Genomic DNA, 12,039 nt, shown 5'->3' with positions numbered 1-12,039 from the left:
CCTTGGGGGCGCGGGCGCGGGGGGCGTTTGGGGGCGGGGGGGGGGGGGGGCGCGGGGGGGGGGCGGCGCCCGTTGTGGTCCCCCCCCCCCGCCGGTGGGGTGGTTCAGCTGTTGGGCGGCAGGAAGTGCCGGTCCGGCTCGACGCGCCAGGTCAGGTCCGGGAAGAGGCGGCGGACCTGCCGTTCGGCCCAGGGCCGGACGGTGTCCCAGGCCTGCTGTGTCGGCTCGTTGGCCCAGGTGTGCCAGCCCTCCGCGCAGTTGGCGATCTGCTCGCCGAGCGCGGTCATGAGGGTCTCGGTGGTGATCTCGTCGGGTAGTTCGGTGTTGTTCTCGGTGGTCATGGCGTAGGCCTCGTAGAGGCGCTCGGCGAGGGTCTCGCCGTCGAGATTGTGCACGGAGGTGACCTGGAGGACGGTGCCACGGCCGTCCGGGTCGAGGACCAGGCAGGTGGACGGCTGGGGTGCGGTGTTGATGGCCACGGCTCAGGCCGCCAGCTCGAAGCGGCTGGGGCGTTCGCCGCCGCAGTTCGGGCAGGGGTCGGTCTCGTGGTGGTACCAGCTGCTGCACGCGCAGTCCCAGGTGGAGATGGACCACGTCCACTCCCAGCCGCCGATGCCGTAGAGGCCGTCCTCCTTCCGGGGGTTGATGATGGAGGTGACCTGGGCCGGGCCCTCGTCTTCGAGGTACATCCAGCGGACGTGGAGGACGACTGCGCGCGGGGCGCCGTTGCTGTCGGTTCCGCCGTCGATGACGTGGATGGTGTCGGAGCAGTCGTAGCCGTACTTGACGGCGTCCTTGAGGGTCTCGGCGGAGAGCAGGCGGACGGTGTCGAGGGTGAAGAAGGGGGAGACGAAGCCGTTCCAGCGGTTGGCCGGGTCGACGACGGCGGGGTAGTCGGGAATGCCGTCGATCGTGACGCGGGTGCGGACGGGGCCGGTCTTCGGGGAGGACGAATGGGTCATGACTCTCCTGGGTGTGAGTTCGGTTGGGTTGGTCGGCTGCCACCACCGACCATGAGACAACTATACCACTCACACATCACAATCATGGTGGGTACGGACCCGCACCTCTCGGATTCCCGCAGTTCAGCGGCGCCCTGGCGCGGCCGCCCGGAACGGCCGGGACGGCCTTGTCCGGCGGTGGCGGGCAGCGCAGTCCGATAACTGCGCCACCCCGCGCGGGCCGGCCTACGCGGCCAGTGCCAGCAGGTCCGCCGGCGCGCGCTCGCTGCGCTGCTGCGGCACTTCCACCGGCGCCAGGGCCTCGGCTCCCCGGTAGACCCGCCCGAGGTAGTCCTCTACCGGTCGGCGCCACGGGCGGCCGGTCAGGGCGCCCAGGACGACCGCGCCGACGGGCGGGCACACCACGTCCCCGATCCGCTGGAAGGCGCTCGTGCGCGAGTCCTTGCGGGCCGTCGGCTCCGAGGCGCGCCAGGGGTAGGACGGCAGGAATCCGACCAGCTGTCCGGCCTCGGCCTCGGTCAGCCGGTAGCCGTCCGACTCGCGGTACCAGGTCCTGGCCTTGCCGGTGAGGCACCAGCCGGTCTTGTCCGCGGAGAAGGTGTTCCCGCCCTTGGGGCGGCCGTTGGCGTCCAGCCCCCGCGTACCGCGGGTGTTGACCCGCTCCCCGGGGGCCCAGCCGAGGGCGGCGGCCAGGGTCTGCTCGGCGAAGGGCAGGCCGGACCGCACAGAGCCGGGGATGCGGCCGTGGCGCACCGCCATGAAGAAGACCCGGCGCCGATGGGTGGCCACTCCGTAGTCGGCCGCGTCCAGCTCGGCCCACTGCTGCTGGGACCAGCCGGCCAGGGCCAGCTCGAAGCTGACCGCTTCCCGTACGTCTTCGGGGAGGTTCGCGGACTGCTCCATGGCGACCCAGCGCAGAGTCTCGCCGTGGAGCTGGAGGCCGAGCGCCCAGACGAGCACCTCGGCGACGAGCCCGGCTTCCGGGTCGGGCATGGCGGCCGCCATGGCGCGCACCTCGGCCCACGTCATCCCGGAGCGGTCGCGGTACCCGCCGTGTCCGGCCGCCTCCCCGGCGGCGCGCAGCATGGCGGTCAGGATCCGGAGGGACTGCGCGGTGAGGCCGGCGCGCTTGCCCGCGGTGGACCAGGCGGGGCAGGGCGGGGAGATGATGACGCCCACGGTCCAGCGCAGGGCGGGGTTTTCGGGGTCGAGCAGGGTGATGTCGATGACGATGCGGCGGTGCCCGGCGCGCTCGGCGGTGACGCAGGCGTCGCCGGAGAGGTCGAGGCCGACGGCGTCATAGCGGGCCCCGAGGGCTTCGAGCCCCTCGTCCCAGCCGCCGGGGCCGGCACAGACACCTACGACGCGCTCGCGGTCGCCCTCGCGGGGGCGCAGGAGCCAGCGGCCCGGCCAGGGCGCGGCGATCTCGTCAAGCTCGGCGAGGACGTCGGCGGGGATCTCGGCGCCGAGGTCGAGCGCGAGGTCGGCGAGGCAGACGGAGCAGGTGCGCTCCTCGAACCAGTCGACGCAGATGATGTGACTGTGCCAGGCGGTGAAGCCGCAGCGGGCGGTGGTGTCGTCGTGGTCGGGCAGGAGGTGCACGAGGCCTTCGGCCGCGGTGCCGAGGGCGGTAACGCGGATGGGTTCGGCGACGCGCTCGGCGGTCTGAGCTTCCGTCATGAGCTGCTCCCCTCGGGCCGGCCGGTCATCGGCCGCGCGGTGTGCTGTCGGTCGCCGGTCGGGTGCCACTCCCGACCGGCAACACAACTATACCCACAACACATCACAAATGGCCAGGAGGGGCGCGCCCCCTTCTCTCGGGATCCGTTCCGACGATCAGGCAGCCAGCTCCAGGGCCAGCCGGCGGAGGTAGTCGGCCGCGGCCTCCTCGCCGACGTGGCGCCGCAGCGCATCCCCGCGCGCCCACACCAGAGGGCCTTCCTCCGCCTCGATGCGGGCGGCCTCGGCGACGATCTCGGCGACGCTGAGCTTCTCCCGGAACTTGTGGCCGATGTGCTCCTCCAGGGCGACGTACCGGGTGGGCAGGTCCAGGCCGAGGGCCCAGCACAGCCGTACGGCGCGCACCAGGACGTCCCGGCCGGCGAGCACGCAGAACACGCAGCTCAGGCGGGGGATGACCGCGTCGTAGACGGGGTGGTACTCCAGGGCGTCGTCGGCGATCTTCTGCCAGACGTCGGCCTCGGAGAGCTCCAGGATCGGATGCCAGGTCAGGACCATGCGCTGGCCGGTGCTCGCGCGCATGTCGATGGTGAGCGGCAGCTTCCGGGCCCGGGCCGGGGATTCGGCGGCCCGGATGCCGAGGGCTGAGAGGATCAGGGCCTGCTCGTCCAGGCCGAGGGCGTCGGTGATCAGCTTGAACAGCGGGGCGATCTTGTCCCGCTTCAGGGTCGAGGTGCACAGCCGGCGGGCCGCGTCGGGCCACATGCCGCGCTTCTCGACGAGGCCGAGAAGGCCGCGGTCGGCCTGGACCGCGATGAACTCGACGCCCCAGCGCTCGGCCTGGCGCTGGGCGAGCTCGCGGACGCCCGGCCATTCGGACTCCTCCCCCAGGTCCGCGTGGACCAGGACCACCTTGTCCAGGCAGCCGGCCTCGGCGGCCAGGGTGACCACGCGCTGCCCGCAGACGAGTGAGTCTTTGCCGGCACTGGTCGAGACGACGATTTTGTCCGCGGCCAGGATGAGCTCGCGGGGTGTCTGGGCGAGCTCGCCGAGGAGGGCGGCCGCAACGTCGGACCGGCGCCCTCCGCCGGTTCCGCGGCCGGGGGCGTGCGGGGTGTAGAGCGCCGCGAGGGCGCGGTTCGCCGCGCGGGCCGCGGTGAAGGTCCGGCGGACCTTGACGCGGGCCTCGTGCTCGCGGCGGACGAGGCCGGCGTACGCGGCCTGCTCGGCCGCCGGCTCGTCGGCGTCGGCCTGCAGCTGCGGGTCGCTGGTGATGCGGGTACGCGCGGCAGCGGCGGCCTTGGCCGCCCGGGCGCGGGCGCGGTCGGCGGCGGTGTACGCGGCGTCGGCCTGGTGGGCGCGCCGGATTGCCTCCAGCAGCCGGCGGCGGGTGCTCATGTCCATGGGTCTCCTCAGGGGTGCTGGGTGGTGAGTTCGGCGCCGGGTGGCTGCCACTGCCGCCCGGCTGAAGGATCGGAGGGATGTAGCGGGAAGTTGGACGGTCAGACGGTCAGGCCGAAGGCGGTCCGCAGGTGTTCCAGGCGATGCCTGCGGGAGTCGCCCTGCGCCATCGCCCGGTCGTCGAAGCGCGACGGCGAGCGGTAGCCGCAGGAGCAGCGGGAGAGGAACAGCCCCGCGCCGATTTGCCATTCGCCGACTCCGAACGCGTCGACCACCCATTTGTCCGTGCCCATGTAGCCGGTTCCGGCCTGGTGGTCGTGCAGCGTCATCGCGATGCGGCCCGCGTACGACACGGTGACCACGTCACCCGACTCCACGACGAGCCACCCGTGCTCGAACAGCCGGCCGACGGCTGCGGGCGGAATGGAAGCGATCCCCGTCCGGACGCGGCCGTCCACGAGCGTCCCTCCGCCCTGCTCGTCCCGGGCCAGGATCAGCGAGAGGTCTTCGTACTGGCGGGGAGTCAGCCGCCTGGGCGCGCGTACCGGCTCCAGACGGATGGTGCGGCGCAGCGTTCGGGGCTCGGGTTCGAGGGCGCTTCGGTGGCCGGTGATGGTGCGGATGACGGTCAGTCGGCCCGAGCGGTCGGCGTCCGGGATCACCTCGTCCTCGTCGAGCAGGGCGGTGGCGATGAGCGCGTTCGCCTCAAGGGCGGTGTACGTGCGCTCGAAGGCGCTCCGGTCGTAGTCAGTGGTCTTGGCGCGGTAGGCCGGGGCGGTCTGCATGGGAGGTCCTCGGAGCTCGAACGGGGCAGGTGGAACGAGGGCGGGGTGCTGTGTGCGTCCTGGTCGACGGGGCGCGGCCTGGCCAGTGACCCCGGCGCCGGGCGCAGCGGGCGCCTGGCCCCGGCGCCCGGCCCGAGGTGGGCAGGGCGCCGGGGTGCGGGGCGCTGCGCGGCGCGAGGTCCTACTGGGCGACGGTCGGCCGGTTGCAGGGGCGGGCGTTGTCCACGGCGACGGCGGCGGCGAGGCGCCCCCAGTTCAGGTGGAGCTTGAATGCGGCTTCCAGGTAGAGCGCCACCGCCTCCGGCCGCTCACCGGCTCCCGTCAGGTGGCGCTCGTGCAGGAGCTGGAGAGCACCGCGCAGGCTGGTCTCCTGGGAGGCGAGCTGGGCGCTGACGGGGTGCAGGAGCCGGGGCAGTTCGAGGGTGCCGAACACGGCGCTGGTGACGTACTGGCCGAGGCAGGCGGGGAGCCCGGTTGCCGCGTTCTGGGCGACGACGTCTTCGGCGATGGACAGGAGCAGGGAGGCGTCGAAGGGGATCGTGTTCGTGATGACGACACCGTCCAGGACCGGGGGAAGGTCGGTCTCGAAGGCCAGCGCGACGTCGTCGAGCAGTTCGGCGACCGTGGTCAGGGCATACCAGGCCGGGTGGTTGAGCACGCTCCTCCGTCGGGCGATACCGGCGATGGTGCGGGCCCGGGCGGCTGCGTGAAGGGCGTTGGGGAGCGGCGTACTGATGATCATGACTCTCCGAAGGGTCTGAGGATGTGTGTCCGGTGTGGTCGACTGCCACCGTCGACCACAAGACAACTATACTCTCTATTCATCACTACGCAAGGGCCCGCCCCGGCTCCCTCGGCAGAATTCTGCGGACGGTCACGGTGTCGCTGCGGGCGGCCTGAGGCAGTGCGTCGCCTGGGCGCAGCGCTCCGGACGCGGGCGATGGCGGTGGAAGCGGAGGAGTGCCGCCCGGCCCCGTAGGGCCGGGCGGGTGCCGTCAGCAGGCCGCCTCGGGGTCCTCGGCCGCCGGCAGGGGCTCCCACTCCAGGGAGCGCGCGGTCTTGCGGGAGCGGCCGTCAACGGCGACGGTCACGCCGTCCCGGTACGCGCGGGCGCCGGTCATCCGTACGTCCACCGCCTCGACGGTGCCGGTCTGTCCGCTGGCCACGTGCCGGACCCGTTCGCCGACGGTGCGGACCAGGTCCGTTTCCCTCAAGCGCCGCGCCGTGATTCGGCGCCCGGCCTGCCGGACCAGGCGGCCCGCGCGGGTGGCCATGGCGGCCGCGAAGGCTGCGTCGGAGTTGGGGGCCTCGACCCTCAGGAAGCAGCGGCCCTCCGCCAGGCCGGTGTGGGTGATGGTCCAGGTGTCGGTGATCGCGCCCCGGGCCCGCTCGGCAGCGGCGCCCTGCGCGGCTGCGGCCTCCAGGGTGGGCACGTGCCAGACGTGCAGGGACGGGTGGTCTCCGGGCTCGACGAGCCAGCCTTCGGTGCGCTCGAACAGCTCCTTCGCGACGCGCAGCGCGGCCACGGGCGGCCGCCCGTCGGCGCCGGTGGCCAGCTTGCCGTCCTCGACCCAGCCGACGGCCAGGCGGCCGCTCGTGCCGTCCGGCCGGACCCAGTAGCCGGCCACCTCGCCGAGGTCGTCGGAGCCGGTGACGTCGGCGAGCGGCTGTCCGGACAGGGCGGTCACCGCCGCGGCGGCCGCCGGGTGTTCGGCGTCCTCGGGCAGTACGCCCGCACCGACCGCCGGGACGTCCTCGGCCGGGCCGGCGACGGGCGGCGGGACGAGGACGGCGTTCCAGGAGCCCGCACCGTACTCGGTGAGCTTGACGAGGCCCGCGGCGTGCAGGCTCCGGACGGCGGTGAGGCGGTGCCCGTATCCGGCGCCGATCGCACCGTCGCGCTTGACCACGGCGTACACCCGCCGCTGCGGGTCGGTCAGGGCGTCCTCGACGCGCCTGCGGTTCTCCTGGGCGTTCAGGAACTCGGCGCGCTCCTGGGCGCCGGCCTCGGTCTGCCAGTCACCCGAGACGACCAGGCCGGAGTTGTTGACGACGTCGAAGCCCCCGCCCGCGGCCGGGCGTACGGAGTACAGGGCGAGCGGCGCGCGCTCCTCGGCCAGGGCCGGCTGCGCCTGGGCGGGGGTCGTCTTGCGGGTGCGGACCGGCTTGGCCTGGACGGCGACTTCCTCGACCGCGATGTTCTTCCAGCCCGCGCGCTCGGCGGTCCGGGCCGCCTTGGCGACGTTGGCCGCGGACATCGACCAGGTGTGCACGATGCGGCCTTCGCCCTCGCGGCGGTCGACGGTGACCGCGTGGGTGTAGTGGCGGGTCTCGCTGGTGCGGGTACAGCCGGTGGAGGCAACGAAGGTGATACGGGCCATGACGGGGCTCCTTGCGTGTGGGGTGTGCTGTCGGTGCCAGTCGGCTGCCACGGCCGACCAGCGGGCGGGGCCGGGGGCGGTGGTGCCGCCCCCGGTATCGGGCCTACTGGCCCCGGCGAAGCGCGCGGAGCCGCATGCCCGCCTTCTGGATCCGGCGCTCGACGGCCGAGTACCCGCAGTGGCGCCCGAGGTTGTAGTCCCGGAGCTGGAGGTAGAGCCGGAGCAGGGTGCGCTCCGACATCTCCTCGACCGTGCCCACCACGGTGGGCTCGTTGAGGAAGGCCATGCCGAGCGTCCGGGGGGCGTACGAGGGGGTGCCGAGGGTGTAGAACCACACCGCGTATCCGTTCTTCGGCTCGCCCTCGTTCACGAGGCCGAGGACGATCGCCCGGCGCAGACCGGTGTTCTTGCCCTCGTCGAAGCGGGGGGTGCGCACGACCGTGCCCGGCTCCAGAACGGTCTGGGTGGCGGAGGCGGTGGCGACGGTCATGTGAACTCCCTTGGAGGGTGGTGGGGATGTCGGCGGGAATCCCCCGCCGACAAGAAAACAATACTCACTATTCATCACTTTCGCAAGGGGTCACCCTCACCCTGTGGCGCCCCAGCGACAGAGAGCCGAACCGGCCGGGAGTCGGGCCGCCGGCTGCGGGCCGACGGACCCGCGTCCGGTGGCGGCGAGAATCCCCGCCACCACCGGACACGAGGGAGGATCAGCGCTCGGCCTGGGCGTAGTTATGAAAGTCGTCGGAGGCCGCGAACTCGACCAGCTCGGGGCGGTGCGCGCCGATCCAGGTGTCCACGGGGCCGGGGTTCTCCTGCTGGCCGGTGAGCCAGCGGTAGACGTCCGGCCGGAGTTCGAAGAGGCGGCAGGCATCGTCTTCGGCGTAGAACTCGGCGTTGCCGCCGAATCCGTACTCGTCCGCCACCTCCCACACGCAGACCAGGTACGGTCCGCCCGCGTCGTAGATCCGGCCGAAGATGTTGCGGATGTCGGTGGCGCCGTAGCCGTGCCCGAACGCCCCGTGCAGGTCGGCGATCTCGGCCAGGGGGTCCGGCTTGGCCTGCTCGGCGGTGGCGGCCTCGGCGGGCGGCGCGGGGTCCTCGCCGTTCTGGTCGTCGTGCTCGCCGCCGTGCTGGGCGATCAGGTCGCGCAGCGCCTCGGTGGGCACTTCCAGGAACATCCCGCTCTCGTTGCCGAGGGTCCCGCCGGTCAGCCAGTCCTCCCAGGAGTCTTCATTCTCCCAGGCCTCGGTGTCGGGAGCGGTGAGGCCCGGGGAGAGGAATACCTCCTCTGCGGCCTCGGCGCCGGGTCGCGTCTTGAGGGTGATCGCGTGGCCGTCGGCCAGGCGGATCCGGGCGAAGCCGTGACCGGTCCCCTCCGTCACGACGGCGTCGAGTCGGGACGCGCCAAGGGTGTGGATGCTCATGAGATGCCTCCGAGTTGAGCGTTTTCGGATGGTCGGCTGCCACCGCCGACCTACGAGACAACTATACATGCAATTCATCACTCTGCAAGGAGTGTGGTCACGCGATCAGGAACACGTCCCCGATGACCTTGGCGCGGTGCAGTGGCGCCGGGCCGCCGGCCGACCTCTTGCGGGGAGCCTGCTCGGGCAGGTCGCGCAGCGGCCGGAAGACCGGCTTCCCTCCGGTGTGCTCGGTCCAGCGCTTCTCGAACCCCGGGCGCTGCTTGTCGGCGACTCCCGCCGGCGCGGCGACGACGAACGCTTCGGCGTGCGGCAGGCCTTCGGATTCGGGCAGGTAGTGCGCGCGCCGGATCCCGGAGGTCTCCCCGACAACCAGGCGGACCCGCTTGCGGAACCGTCCGGCGAAGCGAGTGACGAGCTCCTCGGCCCGCTCCCGGGGCCCCTCGTACACGGTGCGCACCGATCGCCAGGTCGGTCCCTTCTGCTGCTCGCCGCGGCACCGCTCGTCATCGCCGGAGCACTGCGGTTCCGCGTCCACCGGCGCGCCGTCCTGATCGACGATCGTGTGGATGCGGCGGCAGCGGGGCTTGCGCTGCTGGCTGCACCACCACTTCGGCTCCGCGCAGTCCTTGCCGTGCCAGCGCCGGCAGTCCTTCGTCCGACCGAGGCCGGTAATGCGGCGTACCTCGTACACCGCGTACGGGGTCTGCTCCAGGTCCGCCTGGAAGGCGTCCAGGACCGGCCGGTTGCGGTCGTCCTCGGCCAGGCGCCGGCGGAGCGATCCAGCGGGCCCGTAGAGGGACATGCGCTCGTTCAGGGCGAGCGAGATGTGCTCCATGCGCAGGACCTGCGCGGCCTCGGCCGGGTGGGCGCGCAGCCTCTGCTCGTAGAGGTCTCGGGAGGAGCAGACCCCGGTGAAGGGGCACTGGACGCAGTGGCTCTTCAAGATCATTTCACCGAGGCAGTCCAGAACGTACTGCTCGACGGCGGCCCGGTCCCAGCCCGCACGGATCAGGGGGTAGTCCGGCTCGCAGATGATCCGGCCGGCGGCCGTGTTCAGCTGGTCCTGGATGGCGGAGTCCTTGAGTGCGCGGCCCGTCTCGTCGGCGTGGTACCCGATCACGCGGCGGAAGGTCTCGGTGCCGAACTCGTGGGCGGCCCAGGTGTCCAGTACCCAGCCCTTAAAGCGAATGCTGCAGCGCCGCTGGCCCGAGGCGAGCATCGGGACGGTGCCGGCCGTGCGCAGTTCGTCGGACAGGCGCCAGGGGCCGGCCGCGTGGATGCGGCGGGGTGCGCGGGAGTCGTCGAGGACCAGGACGCCGTCGGCGTCGCGAGGGCCCCCGCGGCAGACCTGGACCAGGCGGATCCGCCAGGCTCGCAGGAGCGGCAGGACCAGACGGTCGGCGTACGAGAGGGAGTCGCGGAATTCGTCGCCCGTGACGGCGTGCACGATCACGAGGTCGGACAGGTCCGGTTCCAGTCCGTTGCCGACCGGATCGTTGATGAAGCGCAGGATGTTCGCCGTCGAGTCTGCTCCCAGACCCCAGGTCAGGACGGTCATGCGCTTGCGGGCCGAGAAGGCCGGCGGGAGGGCGGGAGACTCCTGTCGCCGGGCGCTACTTCGGGGGCGCGCGGAAGATTGCAACACAGGCTCCTTCGGGTGTGTTCGGTGGCGCGGCTGCCACTGCCGCGGGTGATCTGCTCGGCGCGCCCGGGGCCTGCCGCTCGTGCGGACAGGCCGTGCGGGGCGCGGCCGTGGGAGGTGCGGGTGGGGAGGCGGCGATGCGCCGAAGTAGGAGTCGGCCCGGGCGGTCACTCCCCTGCCGCAGGGCCCGGGCGCGCCTGGAGCGGCCCGGGCCGGATCGGGACGGTTACCGGGTGACGGCGCCAGCCGCGACCCAGGCGGCGCGGGGGCTCACCGGGTTGTGCTTGACGATGGAGCGGGCCAGGGAGAAGAGGCGGTAGCCCTTCGGGGCTCCGGTGGCCAGCTCCAGGTTCCGGACCGCCATCTCGTACTGGAACCCGAAGACCACGCGCATGGTCTCGGAACGGCTCATCTCGCGGCGGTAGTCGAGGACGTCGTGTGCCGCCTGGATGGCCTGCTCGCCGATGCCGGTCCAGACGCGTCCGTTGAGGACGTGGTCCCCGGCCGCGCGGTCGGCGTCGGCGACGTCGAGGGGACCGGTGTGGGTGATGGTGAAGTGCTTGGGCCAGGCGGAGCGGGGGCCGAAGGCCAGGGCCGCGTACGCCTCGGCGGCGGCGTCCAGGGCCGCGCCGACGGAGCGGACGGTGAAGCGCGGGAGCGTCCGGTCCTGCTCGGTGTCGGCCTTGAACACGTCCAGGCGCGTCGCTCCGCCGTAGTAGTAGACGTCGACGGTCGTGGCCTCGGGGTACAGGCGGCGGGCGGTGTCGAGGACGGCATACGCGGCGCGGGAGGTGTTCACGGGGCTCTCCTTGGGGTGGTGCGCTTTCGGTGTGCGGCTGCCACTGCCGCCTCGGGACTCCCCGTCCCGACGAGAAAACCATACCCACTTTTCATCATGCGCGCAACTCCCGATCCATGCATCTGACTGACAGTCAGATTCCTGGGGTGGCAGCCGCCGGCCACCGCCCCCGCGCCCCGCCGGCCGCGAGCTCCAGCGGGGCACGGGACGCGGCAGCGGGAAGCCCCCTGCCGACTCCTCCGCGCGGCCTCTCAACCGACGGATGCGCCGGGGGCGGAGAGGCTGGCCACCAGGTCACGGACGGCGCGCGGCCCTGCGGCGCGGACGCCGGGCGCACTGCGTCCGTGCGGATGAACGGTGGCTCGCAGGATCCTCCCGGAGCGGGCGCCCACCTCCATCCATCCCCATGCGCCATCGGGGCCGGGCGCGGCCAGGGTGGCATGGTGGCGCCGGGTGGAGGGCCGCCACACGCACAGGAGCCCTCGTTCCGTGGCCAGCGCCACCACGGCGCGCGTGTGGGCGTTGAGCCCGTGCGGCGCGGCGGGTACGCCGATGCGCAGCGCCCCTCCGCGCATGGCGAGCACCACGCCGAACGGGAGGCGCGCGCGGATATCGGCAGGGTCTCGGTACGGAAGGCGCCCATGCCCGGGGCAGCGGGTGCACAGCAGGATGTCGGCGCGGTCACTGTCACCGGCCACGAGGCGGGCGGCGGGGTCCGCGCACTCGGGGCAAGGGGCGGTTCGCCATTCGTACGAGTCGGCAGCGGGCACATGGCCTCCAGGGTTGGGAGAGAGCGGATCGGCCCGGGCGGGGCGGGCGTGGCACGGGGCTCAGGGAGGGGGCGTCGGGGCCGGGCGGGGGGGGGGGGGCGGCCCCCAGCCAAACACAAGGAGAAAAAGGGGGGCAGGGGGGATCATCATTTTTGGGGCAACGGGGAAAATCGGAGGGGAGAGCGCAGA

At 72.7% G+C, this 12,039-nt stretch carries 12 protein-coding genes; all 12 read right to left on the bottom strand.

Translation table 11 applies throughout. The features are described 5' to 3' along the window. Positions 1–104: 104 nt before the first annotated feature. Positions 105–479: a hypothetical protein gene (locus tag AC07A6_RS16560; protein ID WP_478777571.1), complete on the bottom strand. Its 375-nt coding sequence runs from the start codon at positions 477–479 to the stop codon at positions 105–107. Positions 480–482: 3 nt separating this feature from the next. After that, positions 483–962, bottom strand: coding sequence for a hypothetical protein (locus AC07A6_RS16555; protein ID WP_478777570.1), 480 nt, complete (start codon positions 960–962; stop codon positions 483–485). A 225-nt stretch (positions 963–1,187) separates the two neighbouring features. Beyond that, complete coding sequence (locus tag AC07A6_RS16550; protein WP_478777569.1) at positions 1,188–2,642, bottom strand: DNA cytosine methyltransferase; 1,455 nt, start codon at positions 2,640–2,642, stop codon at positions 1,188–1,190. Between the two features lie 156 nt (positions 2,643–2,798). Beyond that, on the bottom strand, positions 2,799–4,046 hold the full coding sequence (locus AC07A6_RS16545; RefSeq protein ID WP_478777568.1) for a phosphoadenosine phosphosulfate reductase domain-containing protein: 1,248 nt from the start codon (positions 4,044–4,046) through the stop codon (positions 2,799–2,801). Positions 4,047–4,144: 98 nt separating this feature from the next. Then, positions 4,145–4,828, bottom strand: a complete 684-nt coding sequence (locus tag AC07A6_RS16540) for a hypothetical protein (protein WP_478777567.1) — start codon at positions 4,826–4,828, stop codon at positions 4,145–4,147. 181 nt (positions 4,829–5,009) lie between these two features. After that, positions 5,010–5,570 (bottom strand): hypothetical protein, encoded by a 561-nt coding sequence (locus AC07A6_RS16535; RefSeq protein WP_478777566.1) that lies wholly within the window; start codon positions 5,568–5,570, stop codon positions 5,010–5,012. Between the two features lie 253 nt (positions 5,571–5,823). Next, complete coding sequence (locus AC07A6_RS16530; protein WP_478777565.1) at positions 5,824–7,209, bottom strand: hypothetical protein; 1,386 nt, start codon at positions 7,207–7,209, stop codon at positions 5,824–5,826. A gap of 103 nt (positions 7,210–7,312) precedes the next feature. Further along, a complete protein-coding gene (locus tag AC07A6_RS16525) occupies positions 7,313–7,699 on the bottom strand; it encodes a DUF6409 family protein (protein WP_478777564.1) in 387 nt (128 codons plus the stop codon). 220 nt (positions 7,700–7,919) lie between these two features. Beyond that, positions 7,920–8,636, bottom strand: a complete 717-nt coding sequence (locus AC07A6_RS16520; protein ID WP_478777563.1) for a hypothetical protein — start codon at positions 8,634–8,636, stop codon at positions 7,920–7,922. 97 nt (positions 8,637–8,733) lie between these two features. After that, positions 8,734–10,197, bottom strand: a complete 1,464-nt coding sequence (locus tag AC07A6_RS16515; protein WP_478777562.1) for a hypothetical protein — start codon at positions 10,195–10,197, stop codon at positions 8,734–8,736. Between the two features lie 310 nt (positions 10,198–10,507). Continuing rightward, the gene (locus tag AC07A6_RS16510; RefSeq protein ID WP_400751461.1) at positions 10,508–11,080 is read right to left on the bottom strand and encodes a hypothetical protein; all 573 of its coding nucleotides are present in this window, start codon (positions 11,078–11,080) and stop codon (positions 10,508–10,510) included. A gap of 251 nt (positions 11,081–11,331) precedes the next feature. Further along, positions 11,332–11,655, bottom strand: coding sequence for a hypothetical protein (locus tag AC07A6_RS16505; protein ID WP_478777561.1), 324 nt, complete (start codon positions 11,653–11,655; stop codon positions 11,332–11,334). Between the last annotated feature and the right edge of the window lie 384 nt (positions 11,656–12,039).

It is taken from the genome of Streptomyces sp. NPDC044002, from assembly GCF_056434525.1.
The sequence above is the reverse complement of the archived record's forward strand: the minus strand, read 5'-3'. Positions and strand labels throughout refer to the sequence as shown.